17 protein-coding genes are annotated in these 19,008 nt (G+C 37.1%); 11 read left to right on the forward strand and 6 right to left on the reverse strand.

Going from position 1 to position 19,008, the window contains the following annotated elements; all coding sequences use genetic code 11:
* Positions 1-3: 3 nt before the first annotated feature.
* Positions 4-588: a lytic polysaccharide monooxygenase gene (locus tag IGL90_RS01425; protein WP_002355225.1), complete on the reverse strand. Its 585-nt coding sequence runs from the start codon at positions 586-588 to the stop codon at positions 4-6.
* A 274-nt stretch (positions 589-862) separates the two neighbouring features.
* Between IGL90_RS01425 and IGL90_RS01430 the strand changes: the two genes are divergently transcribed.
* The 3 genes from IGL90_RS01430 to IGL90_RS01440 are packed head-to-tail and all read left to right on the forward strand — an operon-like array spanning position 863 to position 3,034.
* On the forward strand, positions 863-1,597 hold the full coding sequence (locus IGL90_RS01430; RefSeq protein WP_002355227.1) for an acyl-ACP thioesterase domain-containing protein: 735 nt from the start codon (positions 863-865) through the stop codon (positions 1,595-1,597).
* A 50-nt stretch (positions 1,598-1,647) separates the two neighbouring features.
* Positions 1,648-2,481, forward strand: a complete 834-nt coding sequence (locus IGL90_RS01435; protein WP_002358361.1) for a DUF72 domain-containing protein — start codon at positions 1,648-1,650, stop codon at positions 2,479-2,481.
* A 16-nt stretch (positions 2,482-2,497) separates the two neighbouring features.
* The gene (locus IGL90_RS01440) at positions 2,498-3,034 is read left to right on the forward strand and encodes a haloacid dehalogenase (RefSeq protein ID WP_002355230.1); all 537 of its coding nucleotides are present in this window, start codon (positions 2,498-2,500) and stop codon (positions 3,032-3,034) included.
* Between the two features lie 22 nt (positions 3,035-3,056).
* On the opposite strand, the gene IGL90_RS01445 is transcribed toward IGL90_RS01440, so the two are convergent.
* Positions 3,057-4,409, reverse strand: a complete 1,353-nt coding sequence (locus IGL90_RS01445) for an aspartate kinase (RefSeq protein ID WP_002385384.1) — start codon at positions 4,407-4,409, stop codon at positions 3,057-3,059.
* Between the two features lie 186 nt (positions 4,410-4,595).
* Here IGL90_RS01445 and IGL90_RS01450 point away from each other — a divergent pair, with 186 nt between their 5' ends.
* From IGL90_RS01450 to IGL90_RS01460, 3 genes are all read left to right on the forward strand, one after another.
* Positions 4,596-5,282: an HAD family hydrolase gene (locus IGL90_RS01450; protein ID WP_002355232.1), complete on the forward strand. Its 687-nt coding sequence runs from the start codon at positions 4,596-4,598 to the stop codon at positions 5,280-5,282.
* 185 nt (positions 5,283-5,467) lie between these two features.
* Positions 5,468-7,204 (forward strand): septation ring formation regulator EzrA, encoded by a 1,737-nt coding sequence (gene ezrA / locus IGL90_RS01455; protein ID WP_002355233.1) that lies wholly within the window; start codon positions 5,468-5,470, stop codon positions 7,202-7,204.
* Positions 7,205-7,330: 126 nt separating this feature from the next.
* Positions 7,331-8,476 carry a cysteine desulfurase family protein gene (locus IGL90_RS01460; protein ID WP_010777364.1) on the forward strand — a complete coding sequence of 382 codons (1,146 nt, stop codon included), beginning with the start codon at positions 7,331-7,333 and terminating at the stop codon, positions 8,474-8,476.
* A 51-nt stretch (positions 8,477-8,527) separates the two neighbouring features.
* Here IGL90_RS01460 and IGL90_RS01465 read toward each other — a convergent pair whose 3' ends face one another.
* Both IGL90_RS01465 and IGL90_RS01470 read right to left on the reverse strand, forming a co-directional pair.
* Positions 8,528-9,220 carry a response regulator transcription factor gene (locus IGL90_RS01465; RefSeq protein WP_002355236.1) on the reverse strand — a complete coding sequence of 231 codons (693 nt, stop codon included), beginning with the start codon at positions 9,218-9,220 and terminating at the stop codon, positions 8,528-8,530.
* Positions 9,217-10,560, reverse strand: a complete 1,344-nt coding sequence (locus IGL90_RS01470; RefSeq protein WP_025192774.1) for a sensor histidine kinase — start codon at positions 10,558-10,560, stop codon at positions 9,217-9,219. The genes IGL90_RS01465 and IGL90_RS01470 overlap by 4 nt, the downstream gene beginning before the upstream one ends.
* A 324-nt stretch (positions 10,561-10,884) precedes the next feature.
* On the opposite strand from IGL90_RS01470, the gene IGL90_RS01475 reads away from it, so the two are divergent.
* From IGL90_RS01475 to IGL90_RS01495, 5 genes are all read left to right on the forward strand, one after another.
* Positions 10,885-11,862 (forward strand): DUF4822 domain-containing protein, encoded by a 978-nt coding sequence (locus IGL90_RS01475; RefSeq protein WP_016618112.1) that lies wholly within the window; start codon positions 10,885-10,887, stop codon positions 11,860-11,862.
* Between the two features lie 184 nt (positions 11,863-12,046).
* The gene (locus IGL90_RS01480) at positions 12,047-13,012 is read left to right on the forward strand and encodes a DUF4822 domain-containing protein (RefSeq protein ID WP_048737139.1); all 966 of its coding nucleotides are present in this window, start codon (positions 12,047-12,049) and stop codon (positions 13,010-13,012) included.
* A 221-nt stretch (positions 13,013-13,233) separates the two neighbouring features.
* Positions 13,234-14,277, forward strand: coding sequence for a DUF4822 domain-containing protein (locus IGL90_RS01485; RefSeq protein ID WP_002387660.1), 1,044 nt, complete (start codon positions 13,234-13,236; stop codon positions 14,275-14,277).
* A 173-nt stretch (positions 14,278-14,450) separates the two neighbouring features.
* Complete coding sequence (locus tag IGL90_RS01490) at positions 14,451-15,254, forward strand: ankyrin repeat domain-containing protein (RefSeq protein ID WP_010824369.1); 804 nt, start codon at positions 14,451-14,453, stop codon at positions 15,252-15,254.
* Positions 15,255-15,305: 51 nt separating this feature from the next.
* Positions 15,306-16,517, forward strand: a complete 1,212-nt coding sequence (locus tag IGL90_RS01495; protein ID WP_048737136.1) for an amidohydrolase family protein — start codon at positions 15,306-15,308, stop codon at positions 16,515-16,517.
* 40 nt (positions 16,518-16,557) lie between these two features.
* Here the strand turns inward: IGL90_RS01495 and IGL90_RS01500 are convergent, their stop codons facing one another.
* Both IGL90_RS01500 and IGL90_RS01505 read right to left on the reverse strand, forming a co-directional pair.
* A complete protein-coding gene (locus IGL90_RS01500) occupies positions 16,558-17,370 on the reverse strand; it encodes an alpha/beta hydrolase (RefSeq protein WP_048737134.1) in 813 nt (270 codons plus the stop codon).
* Complete coding sequence (locus IGL90_RS01505; RefSeq protein ID WP_002355248.1) at positions 17,345-18,937, reverse strand: PucR family transcriptional regulator; 1,593 nt, start codon at positions 18,935-18,937, stop codon at positions 17,345-17,347. Before IGL90_RS01505 ends, IGL90_RS01500 begins: the two co-directional genes overlap by 26 nt.
* Positions 18,938-19,008: the final 71 nt, after the last annotated feature.

Raw genomic sequence — 19,008 nt, forward strand, 5'->3', positions numbered from 1 at the left:
TTTTTACTGAATGTTCACATCAATCGCTTGGTAAAAGGCGTTCACCGTATCACCAATGCCCCAGACAGCGTAAATGACATGATAACCTTTGCGGTCTGTCGGAATATTAATTGTTTGTTTAACAACTTTATTAGGAACTTCTTGTTTGCCGTCAATTGAAGCAATTTTGTCGAAGTTTTTAATGTCTAATGGTTGATTGGGGTTCCAGCCATTTTTAGTAATATAGTAATCCCAAGAAGCAGTTCTATGTTGGGCAGTTAAGTTCCAAGTGATGTCAAGGGGACCTGTTGTAATGTTTGTTTTGTGCCAACGAGTAGCTGTTTGTTCATCCAAAGGTTCAAAACCTGAGACACCTGCACTGGCTAATTTACCAGTAATAAACGTATTTTTGGGCGCTTCGATACTTTGAGGTTCCCATTGTGCACGACCAACATTTGTATTTAAGTTACCACCAGCAGAACTACCAAAGAAAGCACGACTTCCAGGACTTGCTACGTAACCATGAGCCTCTGAAACAGTAGGGGCCAATGCAGCGCCACCTAAAACAAAACTAAAAGCCAGGACGATTGTTAATAAACTCTTTTTCACGAAAAAAACCTCCTAAAAAATTATTTTGTATGCGCTTACAGATAGGAATATAACATAATAATCTTTCGGATACAAATAATAAGAAATGTTATTTTTAAAAATAAAACAATATTTTTTAAGTAATATTAAGAATGTTTTTAAATAATATAAATAATAGTGTTTTTCGAAGTTTTGTTAATTTTTCATTCGGAATCGCAATTGAAGAAATCACGTGGTATACTTTTAAGAAGAAACAATGACACGAAAGTAGCCATTGGAAAAAGGAGATTATTTCGTGGGAAAAAAACATACATCCTCTTATGAAGTTGCCTACTATGACGGCGATTTTACTGGTGCAATGAAGATACCGGCTTTGTTAGCGGTTGTCATTAAAGTATCAGAAGAACAAACAGAATTACTAGGAAGAGATGCGGCTTATGTCGCTCAATTTGGTCTAGGCTGGGTCATCACCAATTATGAAATAGAGATTCACCGTTTACCAAAAGTTGGTGAAAAAGTAGCAATTACAACGCAAGCTATGAGTTATAACAAATATTTTTGTTATCGTAACTTTTGGGTTCATGATGAAGAAGGCAATGAATGTGTCTTTGTGAAATCAACCTTTGTCTTAATGGATCAAAAAAATCGGAAAATCAGTAGTGTGTTACCAGAAATTATTGCACCTTTTGATTCTGAAAAAATCACTAAAATTTATCGCCATGAAAAAATTGAAAAAGTCACAGAGGGGAACTTTTTACCTTATCGTGTGCGTTTTTTTGATATTGATGGCAATCAACATGTTAATAATGCGATTTACTTTAATTGGTTATTGGATGTGTTAGGGTATGACTTTTTAACAACGCATCAACCGAAAAAAATTCTTGTGAAATTTGATAAAGAAGTAGAATATGGCCAAGAAGTCGAAAGTCATTACGAAATTGTCGAACAAGAAAATCAGTTGAAAACGCGCCATGAGATTCGGATTGATGGTCAAACCTATTGTGAAGCGAATATCGATTGGACCAACTAAGTTGAGAGGACGGTTTAGAAAAATAAAAAGTTACGCAGAGGAGGAAGGACATGATTCGCTTAGGATTAACATCTTTTAGTGAACACGACTATTTAACTGGAAAAAAACGGGCCACGCTTTATGAATATGCCAGTCATTTACCGCTAGTTGAAATGGACACGGCGTATTACGGGATTCCTCCCAAAGAACGAGTAGCTGAATGGGTCAAAGCAGTTCCCGAAAACTTTCGCTTTGTCATGAAAGTTTATAGTGGAATCAGTTGTCAAGGTGAGTGGCAAACCTATTATGCAAGTGAAGAAGAAATGATCACCGCTTTTTTAGAAAGTATGGCCCCATTAATTGAAAGTAAAAAATTATTTGCCTTTCTGGTACAATTTTCAGGAACATTTGGTTGTACGAAAGAAAATGTCGCTTACTTGCAAAAAATTCGTCACTGGTTTAAAGACCTACCTATCGCCATTGAATTACGAAATAATTCATGGTATCAACCAAACTTTGTAAAACAAATGTTGCAATTTATGAAAGAAAATCAATTTTCACTTGTGATTGTAGATGAACCGCAGATTCCTACGAATCCAGTGCCCTTTTATCCTTATGTAACGAATCCTAATCTCGTGCTCTTCCGGTTTCACGGACGTAATGCGGCTGGCTGGTTAGCCAATGATGCAGAGTGGCGAAAAAAAAGAACCCTTTATCATTATAATACGCAGGAAATCGCTGATTTAAGCGAAGCTGTTTTAAAAATGTCGCAAGAAGCTAAAGAAGTGGGCGTAATTTTTAATAATAATTCTGGCGGCGATGCCGCAGAAAACGCTCTACAGATGCAAAAAGTCTTGAATTTGAGTTACGATGATTTGAATCCAAAACAATTAGATTTATTTTGAGAAAGAAGGTAGCTGAATGTCTGAAAAGCAATCCCCTTATGAAATGGCTTGTGCCTTCCACGAGGTTTTTAATCCACAACAACCAGAGCAACCAACTGCTTTTTCGCCAGAGCTAGCCAGTCGACGAGCAGAGTTTAAAGTCGAAGAACTTGTGGAATTTTTATATAGTGCTGCTGATAATGACCAAGTACTTTTTCAACAATTGGTCAACGGATTAAAAAAATCTGTCGATAAAGCAGAGCAGAAAGTCTTGGCGAAAGGCAAACCAGTATCTGATCCTTTAGTGGAGGAAGTGGATGCACTAGTTGATTTATTGTATTTTACTTATGGTTCGTTTTGCTTAATGGGCGTCAATCCAACAAAAATTATTGAAATCGTTCATCAAGCCAATATGGGGAAATTATTTCCAGATGGGCAGCCACATTATGATCCGGAAACAAATAAAGTATTAAAACCTGAAAATTGGGAACAAGATTTTGCGCCAGAAGCTAAAATTAAAGCGGAAATTCAACGCCAATTGAAAATTACTGAGACCAATGAAAAAGACGAATGAGAAAACTCATTCGTCTTTTTCATTAATCATGGAAGAACGTCCGATATAAGGCTTTGATGGCTTTTTCTTCTTGTTCTTTTTTGATACCAAACATAATACTTACTTCCGAAGATCCTTGGTTAATCATTTCTAAGTTGATTTTTTCTTTGGCTAACGCCATTGTACTTTCAGCAGTAACCCCAATTCGTTGGCGCATGCCTTCCCCGACAATCATAATCATAGAAAGGTGATGCGTGATGCGTAACTCATCAGGCGCTAAAACTTCTTGGAGTTGAGCCATCAGTCGATTTTCAATTTCAGTTGTTAACTGGTCTTCTCTTAAAACAATCGTGATGTCATCAATTCCTGAGGGCATATGCTCATAGCTCAAGGCTAATTTTTCTAGTACTTCTAAGAGCCGTCGCCCAAAACCTAATTCTCTATTCATTAAATACTTACTAATGTAAATACTTGCGAACCCTTGATCACTAGCAATTCCTACAACAGGAGCATGCTTCACTTTGCGAGAGGTGGTAATTAGGGTGCCAGGATGATGTGGGTTGTTGGTATTTTTGATAACGACTGGAATATTTGCGCGATAGGCAGGCATTAAGGCTTCGTCGTGGAGGACGGCAAATCCTGCATAAGCTAACTCCCGCATTTCTCTGTAGGTCAATTCTTGAATCGTTTGAGGCTGTTCAATAATTCCAGGATGGGCGACATAAATTCCGTCCACATCGGTAAAGTTTTCATACAAATCTGCTTGAACACCTGCGGCAACAATGGACCCTGTGATATCGGAACCGCCACGAGAAAAAGTACAAATTTCGCCGGCTTCTGTATAACCAAAGAAACCTGGAATAACCAAGATTTGTTGAGTCTCACGATAGGCACTAATTTTCTCTAAAGCTTTTGGTAAAATGCGGGCATTGCCTGGCTCAGGTGTCACTAGGAGACCTAATTCTTTTGGACTAATGTAGCGAGCATCTAAGCCATTCTGATTGAAAAAACTGGCAACAACTTTTGCATTATTGTCCTCGCCGCTAGCTAAAAAATAGTCAAATAAAAAAGCATTGTTTTCTTTTGGTAAAGTGGCTAATTGGCGAATCGAAATAGCAATATCAGCTAAAACTGCTTTATCCAAGTGTAATTCATCAAAAAGATCTTCATAACGACGAATGATGGCAGAGATTGTCGATTCAATTTCCTCATTATTTAAGTAGCGCTGATAGTATTGAATCAATAAATCAGTCACTTTAATATCTTGCGGGGTTCGCTTTCCAGGAGCAGATACAACAACAAACGTTCGGCGCGGCTCTTCCTTGACGATTTGTAAGACTTTCTGTAACTGTGGTGCTGATGCTAGCGAGCTACCGCCGAATTTAACTACGTTCACGTTTATCACTCCTGTTTTTAATTATTTTCTCATTTGTAGATTAGTAAAAGGATACCGAAAAACATTTAGAAAAGCAACCACTTATTTTCAGAAAGTTAGGAAATCATGAAAATATTTGTTCTTCATTTTTCCTTAAAATTTTGTTAAACTGTAAAGATATGAGTCGTAACGAAGGAGTTAAATAGTATGACAGAATCCAAAACTGCCATTATTTTTGATATGGACGGTGTCCTAGTAGATAGCGAAGCTTATTATTATGAGCGACGTAAAGCATTTTTAGCGGAATTTGATTTGACCATTGAGGGCCTAACCTTGCCGGAATTAGTCGGTGCGGATATGCGTTCATTATGGCAAAAGATTGAACAAGTCAACAAAAAAGAGCTAGATATTGCTTTTTTAAATGAACAATACATAGCCTATAAAAAAGCGCATCCGATAGATTATTTAGCTGTGCTTGATGAAAATGCGAAACGTGTTTTACAATTTTTAAAAAGACAAGGCTATAAAATCGGATTAGCTTCTTCTTCCACAAAAGACGCAATTGAAGAGGTTTTGACAGTGGGGCAATTAAGTAGTTATTTTGATGCGGTCGTGAGTGGGGAAGATTTCGAAGAAAGTAAACCGGCGCCGGATATTTATCTGCACACGTTACAAGAATTAGCTGTTGCGCCACAGGAATGTATAGCCATTGAAGATTCAGAAAAAGGCATTGCCTCTGCCAAAGAAGCTGGGCTAGAAGTTTGGGCGATGCGCGATGAACACTTTGGGATGGATCAAAGTCAAGCGGATGCCTTCTTAACACAACTAAGTGATATTTGTAAAAAAATTAGTGAAAATCGGATCGATGAAAGCAGTGAATCAACCCCTTCGTAAGAAGATCGCGGGTTTTCTTAAAAAAGTTTGTTATAACTAGTGAATGAATATACAGTTTGTGCTATAATTTTCTATAGGTATTTCTGCAAGAATGCCCTTTTTCAAGGGTCAGGAACAATAGATAACCGTGTGAAGAGAACAAACAACCTTTCTTTTATTATAGAAAAATTATCGGAGGAGCCAAAATGAAGAATAATTGGATTATCATTTTAGTACTAGTAATCGTTATTATTGCTGCGGTGCTATACTTAATTGGTTATTTTATGCGCAAAAAAAATCAAGAACAATTAGATGAATTAGAAGTTCGTAAAGAAGCCCTGTTTGACTTGCCAGTCTTTGAAGAAATCGATGACATTAAAAAAATGCATCTAGTTGGACAGAGTCAAAATAGTTTCCGTGAATGGAATCAACGCTGGGTAGAACTATCGACGCGTTCTTTCGCCGAACTAGAGAGTCAAATTTATGAAGTCGAAAATCAAAATGAAATTTTCCGTTTCATGAAAGCGAAGAAAGCAGTCGTGGAAGCGAATGAAACGATGACCGAAATGGAAGCCGAAGTGGAAGTCATTCGTAATGGCTTGAAAGAATTACGTGAAAGTGAAGAGCGCAATTCATTAGAAGTTCAAAAAGCTTTGGATGTCTATGAAGAATTAAGTAAATCACTAAAAGATGATAAAGCTAGCTTTGGTCCAGCTTACTCCGAAATCCAAAAACAATTAAGAAACGTCGAAATTGAATTCACACAATTTGTCACACTAAATACATCGGGGGACCCAATTGAGGCTCGAGAAGTCCTAGAAGATGCGGAACGTCATACGTATGAATTGGAAGACTTAATGAAACGGATTCCACCAATGTATGAAGAATTAAATGAAACTTTCCCAGATCAATTAAAAGAAATCGAAGAAGGCTACAACCAATTATTAGCTGACGATTATGTGTTCCCTGAACAAAACTTTGCTGAAGAAATTCAACATGCGAAAAAACGTGTCGAGAATTCAATGGCTGATTTAGAGAAAACAGAGATTGCTGCAGTAGAGGTCGCAAATCGCGACACAGCAACGGCGATTGATGCATTATATGAAGTGATGGAACGTGAAATTGAAGCGAAGAAATATGTCGTGACCAATCAAAAAATTATTGACGATTATATTTCTCATTCCTTAAAAAATAACCGTCAATTAATGATTGAATTGGACCATGTATCACAAAGCTACACCTTAAACAACAACGAGCTAGGACGTAGTCGTGGCTTCCAAACGGAAATTGAAGAAATTATCCGCCGTCAAAAAGACTTGGAACCTCGAATGAAAGAACATACCGTTCCTTACTCTGAAATTCAAGCGTTCTATAAAGAATGCTATAAGATTTTAGATGATATTGAAAATCAACAATTAGAAATCGATGCTTCATTGAAAGAACTAAGAAAAGGCGAAAAAGTCGCCCAAGAAAAAGTCGACGAATACGAATTCCGTTTACGGAGTATCAAACGATATGTTGAAAAGCAACGATTACCAGGTTTGTCTGCTGATTACTTAGAATTTTTCTATGTGGCAACGGATCGAATTGAAGATTTAAGCCGAGCCTTAAATAAAATGCGCATTAACATGGATGAAATCAATCGTTTGTGTGACTTATGCGAAGATGATTTAGAGTTATTAGATAAGAAAACAAAAGATTTAGTCAATGCAGCAGCTCTGACAGAACAAATGATGCAATATGCAAACCGCTATCGTCATACTCACGAGAACATCCGAGCGGCTTTAGATAAAAGCATGTATTTATTCTCGACAGAATTCCGTTATCAAGATGCATTAGATGAAATTGGAACGGCATTGGAAGCTGTTGAGCCAGGAGCGTTCAAACGAATCGAAGATTTTTATTTTAAAAATATCAATAACCCTAATTTAACAGCAATTTAATTAAACAATCACTAAACAGAGGTTTGTCGACAGACAAGCCTCTGTTTTTTATGGCGTGGGGGTGACTTGAAGTGATACTTTAGAAAGTATATAATGGGAAAGAATTTTAAAAAAGAAGGGTGACAAATGATTTATTTTGATAATAGTGCAACTACACCGATTTACTCCCAGGCTTTAGATACATATGTAAAAACCAGTCAGCGGATTATTGGCAATCCGTCTAGCCTACATGACTTAGGCAGCCAAGCGAATCGGCTCTTACAACAAGCACGGAAGCAGATTGCGGAGCTAATCGATGTTTCAGCAAATGAAATCTATTTTACAAGTGGCGGAACTGAAGGAGATAACTGGGTTTTAAAAGGAACGGCAATCGAAAAACGAGAATTTGGTAATCATATTATTATTTCTGCAGTGGAACATCCAGCAGTTACAGAAACAGCGGAACAATTAGTCGAACTAGGTTTTGAACTTTCTTATGCGCCAGTGGATAAAGAAGGTCGTGTAAAAGTCGAGGAATTACAGAAATTAATTAGAAAAGAAACGATTTTGGTTTCTGTTATGGCAGTGAACAATGAAGTGGGAACGATTCAACCAATTAAAGAAATCAGCGAGGTTTTAGCGGAGTTTCCTAAAATTCATTTTCATGTAGACGCGGTTCAAGCAATTGGGAAAGTTAATTACTCAGAGTGGTTAACGGATCGGGTGGATTTTGCAACGTTTTCTGCACATAAATTTCATGGACCACGAGGCATTGGTTTTATGTATTGGAAACAAGGAAAACGTTTAGCGCCGCTTTTAACAGGAGGCGGGCAAGAAAACAACCAACGCAGTGGGACAGAAAACGTACCAGCAATTGTGGCAATGGCCAAAGCGTTACGCTTGCATTTAGAGAACGAACAACAACGGCCGCAACATGTGGCGACATTACGGAGTTATTTATTAAAGGCGCTAGAAGAATTTCAAAATGTGACTGTTTTTTCACAAGATAATGAACATTTTGCGCCACACATTTTATGTTTTGCTTTGAAAGGGATTCGCGGCGAAGTGCTAGTCCATGCATTGGAAGAAAAACAGATTTATATTTCGACTACGAGTGCTTGTTCTAGCCGAAAAAAAATGGCTAGTAGCACCTTGTATGCCATGCATGTGCCTGGGGAATTGGCGACTTCCGCTGTGCGCATTAGTTTAGATGAAAGCAATACAATGGCAGAAATTGAACAATTTATGATTGTTTTTAACCAACTTTATCAAAAATTTTCTCGTGTAAATTAATAAAAAATAAGTTGGAGCCTAGAAATAGGCTCCGACTTATTTTTGCTCTCTTTATCGATTGAAGCGGTAGCCACTACCCCAGAGTGTTTCAATTGGAGAGTCAGAAAGATTGGCTTTTTTTAATTTTTCCCGAATCCGTTTAATATGAACAACGACAGTCGAAACCTCAGTATCTAAGGCATCAAACCCCCAGACACTTTCAAAAAGTTCTTCTTTATTCCACACACGGTTAGGATGTTCCATCAAGAAAACCAGCAATTTGTATTCTTTGCTTGTAAAAATAACTTCATTTTCTAAAACAAACACTTTGTGGGCGGCAGTGTCGACAGCGATTTCATTGATTTTTAGTAATTGTGGTGGTTGTTCTGCTTTGCTTAACAATTGATAACGGTTCATATGGGCTTTTGCTCGAGCGACTAATTCATTGGGACTAAACGGCTTGATTATATAATCATCCGCACCTAAGCCAAGCCCACGAATTTTATCAATATCTTCTTTTTTAGCCGAAACAATCATGATCGGCGTTTGCTTTTTTTTTCGAATTGCACGACAGATTTCAAAACCATCCATAGTTGGCAGCATCACATCTAAAATAATTAAATCAAAGGGCTCATTTAAAGCTGCTTCCAATCCTTTTTTTCCATCATGTTCAATTGTGACAGTCATATCGTTAATTTCTAAATAATCTTTTTGCAAATCAGCAATGCTTGGATCATCTTCAATAATTAATACATGTGGTTTCATTTTTCATCCTCCAACAACGGCAGCGTAATTATCACGTTGGTGCCGTCTCCTTTTTTACTTGTGACAGTGATTGTTCCCTGATGATAGTCAATAATTTGTTTGACAATACTTAATCCCAAGCCGCTTCCTTTAACTGTTGGGGTTCGAGATTTGTCTACACGATAGAAGCGTTCGAATAAATAAGGTAATTCTTTTTTATCGATACCAATGCCGTTATCTGTAATGGTTAAAACTAAGTCTGTTTGATTATGCGTTAAAGAAATCGTAAAGGCTAGTTGTTCTTTAGTGGGATCCGCAAATTTAATGCTATTTTGAATTAGATTGGTAATCACGCGATTCATCTGCGTGGGATCCATTTGAACGTATAAAGCTTCGGTGGGAAGTACAGAAGTGATCACGAGTTCTTGTTCCAAACGGTATTCTTCAAGAATATGTGCAATAAAACGAGTGAAATTGGTCTTTTCCATTGTAAAGACAGCACGATCTAGGTCTAATTTAGAATACAAAAATAATTCTTCAATTAAATCATTGAGGCCTAAACTTTTTTCATGAATGACCGTTAAATAGCGCTGTTTTTTTTCTTCAGTATTGGCAACGCCATCCATCAAACCTTCAACGTAACCAATAATAGAAGTAATTGGTGTTTTTAAGTCATGAGAAATATTTGCAATTAATTCTTTCCGATTAGCTTCATATTTTTCGCGTTCCGCATTGGCTTCTTCTAAATCTTGCCACATTTGTTCAAAACTAAGTTGGAGCTGTTTGACTTCTGTTGAGACGGTTTGGTGGCTAGTTGGTGTAAATGGATTTTCTTTTTGGGCATCCTTACCCAATGTTTTAGTCGCTTTTTCTAATGCTTCTAATGGCTCGATAGTAGTTTTGGTTAAGCGCTTATTAATGAGCCAAGCTGCCGCAATTGCTACAAGGATAATTAACAAAATCATCCAGATAATCCAGCGTGTGAAGAACTCAAAAAGGCTGCTTTCGCGTTTCAAGACAATAAAGCTCCCGTTAGAACCATCTAAATAATGAAAATCGGATTTGACATAATGATATAGACGCCCTGCATTATCCAGTGTGCCAGTTGGCATAATATTATTCATTTCGTAGTTTGGAATATGTACAGACAAAGATTTTTCTACTAAATTATCCGAATAATAAGGAAACCGTGCATTCTTTCGAATAATCACACTTAATCCTTTTGCCTCAATTATTTGAATCGTTTCCTTTAATTCTTTACTTAAAGGCGTATCTAGTAATTTCGGTGACTTTTTTAACAATTGATCTAAGGCCAAATAACTTTCTTCTTCGTTAGCGGTCAATGGTCGTTGCTTATTCATCATTCGGTAAGCTTGGGGCAAACTGGGGACAGTTCCTAACGTGATGTAAGAAGCTAAGGATAAAACAGCTAAAACAGAGGCTAAAGTAATAATGATGGCACTAATATAAGAAATAAAAAAGCGGCGTTTAATGGTCAAAAGCGTCCCTCCTAGTGGTTTTAATCTATTTCTTACTTATAGTGTATTACAAGTGAACAAAAAAAAGCTAGTATTGTTATTAACTTTTTTTCATTTGTTTATAATTTGTTCATTTTTCGGCAAGTAGGAGTTTATAAGGCTTTGCTATTCTAGGTATATCAAAAAGAAAAAAGGGGATTACCAACTATGAAAAAGAAAAAAGTTTTTAGTACGATTACCTTATTAACCTTTAGTACGTTGTTGATTGCAGGCTGTGCTGGCGGAGCCAACTCTGCAACAGATAAATCAAGTGCAGCTAGCTCAAGCACTGCAGTCTCTAGTTCAGCAGAAGCAGCTAAAGAGCAATCAAAAGGACAAGAATTAACAGAAATTTTATCCAGTACTGATTGGCAAGGCACAAAAGTTTACGACAAAAACAATAATGATTTAACAGCAGAAAATGCTAATTTTATTGGTTTAGCAAAATATGATGGTGAAACAGGTTTTTATGAATTTTTCGACAAAGAAACAGGTGAAACCCGTGGCGATGAAGGCACATTCTTTGTGACAGACGATGGCGAAAAGCGTATCTTAATTTCGGATACACAAAACTATCAAGCGGTGGTCGATTTAACGGAAGTGACGAAAGATAAATTTACCTATAAGCGAATGGGTAAAGATAAAGACGGGAAAGATGTAGAAGTCTTTGTAGAACATATCCCTTATTCTGACGAGAAATTAACCTTTACGAATGGCCGTAAAGATTTAGAAACAGAAACTGGCAAGATTGTTACCAGTGAACCTGGGGATGACATTTTAGGGGCTACATTATGGAATGGCACGAAAGTTTTAGATGAAGACGGTAACGATGTTACTGAAGCAAATAAAATGTTTATTAGTTTAGCGAAATTTGATAATAAAACAAGTAAATATGAATTCTTTGATTTAGAAACGGGTAAAACCCGTGGAGATTTTGGTTACTTCCAAGTAATTGATAATAACAAAATCCGGGCCCACGTTTCAATTGGTGACAATAAATATGGAGCTGCGTTAGAATTAACAGAATTAAATGATAAACGTTTTACGTATACACGAATGGGTAAAGACAACAATGGCAAAGAAATTAAAGTCTTTGTAGAACATGAACCATATGAAGGAGACTTTACGCCAGACTTCACGTTCTAATTGGTCAATCACGAGTGGATGAAGCGGTCAAAAGGAAGTAAAGGATTCTTTTGACCGCTTCATTTTTAACAAAAAAATAGTTTATAGTTGTTTTTAATCGTTTATAAATTGTTCATTTTTCTGACAGTGGTAGTTTAGAATCGTTTGTTAAGATAGGTTTATCAAAGAAAAGGAGCGATGCTTTATGAAAAAGAAAGTATTAAGTTCGATTACTTTAGTAACATTAAGTACGTTACTTATAGCAGGTTATGCAAGTCCAGCATTTGCAGGTCATGCAGCCAATCCAAATAGTGCTACAGCAAATTTAGGCAAACATCAAAACAATGGCCAAACAAAAGGCGATAAGGTGACTAAGATTTTATCTGGCACGGACTGGCAAGGAACCCGAGTTTATGATGCTGCAGGTAATGATTTAACGGCAGAAAATGCTAATTTTATTGGGTTAGCAAAATATGATGGTGAAACCGGTTTTTACGAGTTTTTCGACAAAAACACTGGGGAAACCCGTGGTGACGAAGGAACATTTTTTGTGACGGGTGATGGCACAAAACGAATTTTAATTTCGCGGACACAAAATTATCAAGCCGTAGTGGATTTAACCGAAGTGAGTAAAGACAAATTTACTTACAAGCGTTTAGGGAAAGATAAACTGGGGAATGATGTTGAAGTTTACGTGGAACACATCCCTTATCATGGGAAAAAATTAGCTTTTACAAATGGACGTGAAGCATTAACCAATCAAACTGGCAAAATTGTGACAAATAAATCAGGGGATAAAATTTTAGGAACAACCTTGTGGAATGGCACAAAAGTCGTAGATAAAAACGGGAATGATGTGACAGCGGCCAATCAAAATTTCATTAGTTTAGCGAAATTTGATCCAAACACAAGTAAATATGAATTTTTCAATTTACAAACAGGTGAAACCCGCGGCGACTTTGGGTACTTCCAAGTGGTGGACAATAACAAGATTCGGGCCCATGTATCTATTGGTACGAATCGCTACGGTGCAGCGCTAGAATTAACGGAACTAAACAATGATCGATTTACGTATACTCGAATGGGTAAAGATAATGCTGGTAATGATATTCAAGTGTTCGTGGAACATGAACCTTACCAAGGCGCATATCATCCAGCCTTTACTTTCTAAAAGTCTCTTGTCTTCTCTCTTATTTAACAAAAGAACGTCCCTCAACGTTCTTTTGTTTTCTCTTCTTCTTCTATAAATAAATTGTTATTAGTTATAATTAAATATTATTATTAAGATAATTATAATGATTATTATTTAATAATTTGTTCATATTATGGACAGGTGGAGTTAATAACTACTTGCTATCCTTAAATTATCAAAAGGAAAGGGAGTAGTCGTTTATGAAGAAAAAAATCGTTGGTACAATTACGTTGTTGGCTTTAAGTGCGTTATTAGTTGGTGGAGCAGGAGGGGCTTTGACGGCAGAAGCATACGTTCCTCAAAGCGTAGACAATCCCAATAATTTAGGGGATTTACCTGAGTATTTACGTTCAGTTGGTATTAGACAAGATGAAGGATTATCAGAAAAAGATTGGGCTGGAACACGCGTTTATGATCGAAACGGGAATGACTTAACAGATGAAAATCAAAACCTATTACATGCAATCAAATTTGATGCAACCACTAGTTTCTATGAATTTTTTGATAAAGAGACTGGAGAATCAACAGGAGATGAAGGAACCTTCTTTATGACCGCTGGTATTACAGATGTTTCCCGTCTTGTAATTATTTCTGAAACCAAAAATTATCAAGGTGTATACCCACTTAGAACTTTATACCAAGATACTTTTACGTATAGACAGATGGGGAAAGATAAAAACGGAAATGATATTGAAGTTTTCGTAGAAAACAAAGCAACCTCAGGACCAGTTTATGGTCGTCCGCAGCCATACCCCAATAATCGTCCCAGAACACTAGAATTCACGAATGGACGCCGTGCCATGACAGAACAAACAGGCCAGATTGATGTAAATCGACAAGGGGATGAAATTATTGGTAAAACTTCCTTTGATGGGACACCGCAACTTCTTTGGAATGGCACAAAAGTAGTGGATAAAGATGGCAATGACGTAACTTCGGCCAACCAAAACTTTATCAGCTTAGCGAAATTTGACCAAGATAGCAGCAAATATGAATTTTTCAATTTACAAACTGGTGAAACTCGTGGCGACTATGGCTACTTTAAAGTAGGAAATCAAAATAAATTCCGTGCCCATGTTTCGATTGGAACCAATCGCTATGGTGCTGTCTTAGAATTAACAGAATTGAATGATAATCGTTTTACGTACACACGAATGGGTAAAGATAACGAAGGAAACGATATCCAAGTCTATGTGGAACATGAACCATACCAAGGAACTTTTAATCCTGAATTTACCTTTTAAGAACAAAACATACGAATGGAAACCAAAAAAAGTTTCGACTTCTTTTGGTTTCTCTCTTTTTAAAATAGAAAAACAGAGAAAGCGTTTTAATCGACAAATAAAAAAAGATTCGTTAGATTAGAACCACTGGAGAAAAATCTCATATTTCTCTCGAGGAAAGGAAGTTGAGCACAATGAACAAAAAAATTTTAATGGGGCTATTAAGTGTCGTGACCATTCCATTACTTGCTGCGTGTCAAGGAGGAGAAACACCCTCCGCAGCGTCAAAAAATAGTCAAACGGTGACTACTCAAAGTAGTGCAAAAACTGAAAGCACCAGTACAACCCGTTCGGTGGCTCAAACAACATCAAAAGAGGAAGTGAAAGAACCGATGAAGACCTATGAAGTGGGTGCGCTTTTAGAAGCAGCCAATCAACGAGATACGAAGAAGGTCAAGGAAATTTTACAAAATACTACTTATCAAGTGGATGAAGTCGACACAGAAGGCAACACACCGCTCAATATCGCTGTTCACAATAATGACATTGAGATTGCAAAAGCGTTGATTGATCGGGGTGCCGATATTAATCTGCAAAATAGCATTAGTGATAGTCCCTATCTTTATGCGGGAGCGCAAGGACGTACGGAGATTTTAGCGTATATGTTAAAAAATGCGACCCCAGATTTAAATAAGCATAACCGTTACGGTGGCAATGCGTTAATTCCGGCAGCTGAAAAAGGACATATTGACAATGTGAAGCTCTTGTTAGAAGATGGACGAGAAGACATAGATTTCCAAAATGACTTTGGCTATACAGCGTTGATTGAGGCAGTGGGGTTACGTGAAGGGAACCAACTTTACCAAGATATTGTAAAATTGTTAATGGAAAATGGTGCGGATCAATCCATTAAAGACAATTCTGGTCGAACAGCAATGGACTATGCCAAGCAAAAAGGTTATACGGAAATTAGTAAAATTTTAGCACAGTACAACTAAGTATTGTGTCCTTTCGGGAAGGAATAAATACAGGTAGGAGTGAAGGAAAGCATGAATTATTGGTTAAAAAATGTTCGAATTGAAACAGGGTATCAAAAAGAAGGTGACTGGTTATCTGGGACAGTAACCAAAGAAGTAGCAATTGAAGTAACAGATGGAGTATTTACGAAAATCATTCCCAATGAAGAATTGGTAGAAGAACCTGGGTTGACAATTATTGATGGTCACCATCAATTGATTTTACCAGGTTTGATTGAAAAACATTGTCACTTTGATAAAAGTAAACTAGGTGTTCCGTGGTATCCGGTGACACCAGCGAAGTCAATTGTGGAACGTGTCGAAACAGAAATTCCTTATTTAGATAGTTTAGAACTTTCTTTAACTGAACGCGCCAACCATTTAATCGACTTAGAATTACCACATGGCGCGACAGCTTTCAGAACACATGTCGACGTGGAACCGATGACAGACTTACGTTATTTTGATGAAGTCCAAGCATTGGCCCAAACGAAACCATTTGCGGTAGAAATTGTCGTCTTTCCACAGCACGGCTTACTACGTTCAGATTCCGTTGAATTAGTTGATCAAGCATTGGCAAAAGGTGCCGATTTTATTGGTGGCGTGGATCCTTATTCACTAGATGGTGATTACAAAAAATCATTGGCTGAAACATTCCGCTTAGCAGATAAACATGGTGTCGGTGTGGATATTCATTTACATGACCGTCACGAAGCTGGGACAACAACGATTAAAGAAATTATCCGTTTAACGAAAGAATATGGCCTACAAGACAAAGTATTTATCAGCCATGCCTTCGGGTTAAATGATTTCATTGGTGAAGAACGTGCCGAAGTTTATGATGCTTTAGCAGCAGAAAAAATTCATATTAATTCCAGCGTGCCAATCACACCTAATACGATTCCGCCAATTATGGAATTGTTACGTCATGGAGTCAATGTCCATCTTGGTTGTGACAATATCTACGATTGCTGGTCTCCCTATGGTGATGGTTCATTACAAGAAAAATTGGCTCGTTTAGGTGAACTTTTTAATGTGAAAGATCAAGATGCTTTAACCCAATTATTGGGCTTAGTGACAGATGGTGTCACAACTTTAGACGAACAAGGGCAAGCAAATTGGCCGCAAGTTGGTGCTGAAGCAACTTACTTACTCACTGAAGCAGAATGTGCGGCGGCTTTTGTCGCTCGTCAGACACCGGTGGAAATCAGTGTGGTAAAAGGAACCATACTTTATCAAAAATAACAAAAAGAAGCGAGATTTCTCGCTTCTTTTTTTGTTATGCTTATCGTTCCTTCAACCAGCTATCCAATTGCTCAAATAAAGTGATGACCGAAGGATCTTTGGTTTGTTTTAAAAAATCATGTTCTAAATAGTAAACCGCTTTAAAGGTACTCTCAGGAATGGTCCGTCCGATTTTTTTGCTATAGCGGAACGGCACTTCTTCGTCTGAACTGCTAGCTGTACTGAAACAAGGTGGAAAAGTTTTTAATGTTTCGTCTGACAGTGCGTAAGCAGACCAGTCCCCATTTTCTGGTAATCCGTAAAAGTGCGGCAATAGCGTTTGCTGAATACTGTAATGATACAGCAGATAGCGAGAAAGAAAAGGATCATCCCAAACAGGCTTCGTTTGGTCGATAACAGCTATTTCTTTAGCGGAAATGGCTTGCTTTAATAATTTCCGTGGCTCTTTAATAAATTCTAAATCTGTATAGCCGTAAAAATTGACTAAAAATTGTGGCGTCAAATTTAGTGTTTGTAATTGTTTGGTTAACTGTAACATTAAATAACCGCCAGCGGAACGTCCGCACAAACCAAAGGGCTGATTTTGAATAATCTCTTCGTTTAGCAATTGGAAGGTTTCTGTTAGCGTCCCTAAGATGTGATCGATTTTTGTATTTGGAGCCAACAAATAGTCCAGTGCTAAAACGGTATAGCCATTGCTTGTAAACAGCTCCTTCAGTTCTTCTGGTAAATCACTTTTGGTTCCATAAATCATCCCGCCACCGTGTAAATAGACGACATAGTTCGTTGGTTCAGTCGTAGTGGGGTAGATAGTAACTGCTGCGCCATTAGCGAGTGTTTGATTGTTTTTCAAGTGCACGTCTCCTCATCTTTATAATGTATGTGGCAATTTCATAATTTAACAATTGCAAGGGATTGGCTAAGTCAATATCAAGAAGTTGTTCCACTTTGTTTAAACGATAACGAATCGTTTTTGAATGGAGGAACATCGCTTCAGAGGTCTGTTTATAATTGCGATTATTTTGGAAAAAACTGTACAAGGTTTCAAACAAATCGTAGTTATTTTCGGCTAATTGATAAAGTGCGCGAGGAATTAATTCGTCTAAATTTTCCAATTGGTCTTCGCGGATAAAATTTTTAAATACCCCAATATCGGCTAAGGTGACAATTGGTCCGTTATAAAAAGTTTCATTAAAGCGCAGAATGTCCAGACATTCAATCAGTAGCTCTTTAATCCCTTCTCGTGATTTTAAACTGCTGACGGCAACGGTAAGCGTGTCGTTTTCTTCTAAAAGTTCAGCTAATAAACGACTTAATTGCAGCTTGGTAATTTTTCCATCACTTTCATTGAAGTTAAAAAGGACCGCCGAATAATTTAGCTGATCAAAGAAGATGGATTTCACACGCAGGGTACGAAGTAAGGCAATAATTCGTTCTTTCATGAGTTGTGTATTGGTGTCTTTAGTAGAAAAAGCAATCGCTTGGTAAGAATCTAGTTCTTGCATTTGCACTTCACGAAGCAAACTGTTTAGCTCGTCAGGATTTTGCGGTGTATTTTGTAAAATAGCATCCGCTAAGTTGTTCAAACGAGTATACCGTTCTTTTTTTAATAAATTTTCGGTATTGAATTTTTCTTGTAAGACATCAATCGCATTTTCGATAATCACTAAATCCGTTTCTTTAACCTTTTCATCTTGTAAATAAACCAGAAGTAAACAATTAGTGGAATAACTATTGAAAATAGAAACTTCTAGTGCCAACTGTTTTTTGGGGTTGGCATGAGAATAAAGTGTTAAAAGAGAATAATCATTTTTAGTGAACTCACTGTTTTTTAGTTTTTCTCTTGAGAGCACAATCGCATCATGGGGTAAGTCGCCATCGCTAATTTCCAGATGTTTATCCAACATTTTTAAAGCGAAGGGTAATTTAATGATGTCATAAAATTCTTGCATAATCGTCTCAACCGTTGGGTAGTGGCGCTCTAATTTGGTGAAACGTTGGCGCACATCGTAATACGTACGTAAGACATGCGACTGATAATTCAACAAAGGCTCGTAAATCGTAAACAGAATTTTTTCATAGCTAATGTCTTGTGTGATTTTAATTAAAGGAATTTCATAATTGAAACATAATTCGATAAACCACTCTGGAATCATTTTAATGAATCGATCTGTTTTCAAAATTAAGCCGCTGATGCCAATTCGGCGCATCTTTACGAAAAAATTTTCCAACTCTTTTTCGGGTAGATCATGCAATGCGTAGAAAGAAGTCAAAATTAACTGATTCTTTCTACTCCAGTTCTCGATATCAATCGCTTCTAAGACCATTGCCGAGTCAACTTCATTGTCTAAACCAATCTCTTTCGTCAAAATTTTACCTTTTTTTAAGTCACCTATCGATAATAACTCTCTTAATTTCATCGTTTTCTCCTTTTTTCCTCTTATGGATAAAAATTATACCATTTTTTTAGAATTATGTCCGATGAAAACAC

Origin of the sequence: Enterococcus sp. DIV1307a, assembly GCF_050537425.1 — a bacterium.
Lineage (GTDB): Bacteria > Bacillota > Bacilli > Lactobacillales > Enterococcaceae > Enterococcus > Enterococcus faecalis.

What these genes read in the sequence shown, in the direction of transcription:
- IGL90_RS01440 (WP_002355230.1), top strand. Translation starts at nt 2,498, where the DNA reads ATGTCTGAAAAGCAATCCCCTTATGAAATGGCTTGTGCCTTCCACGAG.
- IGL90_RS01505 (WP_002355248.1), bottom strand. Translation starts at nt 18,937, where the DNA reads ATGAAATTAAGAGAGTTATTATCGATAGGTGACTTAAAAAAAGGTAAA.
- IGL90_RS01485 (WP_002387660.1), top strand. Translation starts at nt 13,234, where the DNA reads ATGAAGAAAAAAATCGTTGGTACAATTACGTTGTTGGCTTTAAGTGCG.
- IGL90_RS01450 (WP_002355232.1), top strand. Translation starts at nt 4,596, where the DNA reads ATGACAGAATCCAAAACTGCCATTATTTTTGATATGGACGGTGTCCTA.
- IGL90_RS01435 (WP_002358361.1), top strand. Translation starts at nt 1,648, where the DNA reads ATGATTCGCTTAGGATTAACATCTTTTAGTGAACACGACTATTTAACT.
- IGL90_RS01475 (WP_016618112.1), top strand. Translation starts at nt 10,885, where the DNA reads ATGAAAAAGAAAAAAGTTTTTAGTACGATTACCTTATTAACCTTTAGT.
- IGL90_RS01470 (WP_025192774.1), bottom strand. Translation starts at nt 10,560, where the DNA reads ATGAATAAGCAACGACCATTGACCGCTAACGAAGAAGAAAGTTATTTG.
- IGL90_RS01490 (WP_010824369.1), top strand. Translation starts at nt 14,451, where the DNA reads ATGAACAAAAAAATTTTAATGGGGCTATTAAGTGTCGTGACCATTCCA.
- ezrA (WP_002355233.1), top strand. Translation starts at nt 5,468, where the DNA reads ATGAAGAATAATTGGATTATCATTTTAGTACTAGTAATCGTTATTATT.
- IGL90_RS01465 (WP_002355236.1), bottom strand. Translation starts at nt 9,220, where the DNA reads ATGAAACCACATGTATTAATTATTGAAGATGATCCAAGCATTGCTGAT.
- IGL90_RS01460 (WP_010777364.1), top strand. Translation starts at nt 7,331, where the DNA reads ATGATTTATTTTGATAATAGTGCAACTACACCGATTTACTCCCAGGCT.
- IGL90_RS01480 (WP_048737139.1), top strand. Translation starts at nt 12,047, where the DNA reads ATGAAAAAGAAAGTATTAAGTTCGATTACTTTAGTAACATTAAGTACG.
- IGL90_RS01495 (WP_048737136.1), top strand. Translation starts at nt 15,306, where the DNA reads ATGAATTATTGGTTAAAAAATGTTCGAATTGAAACAGGGTATCAAAAA.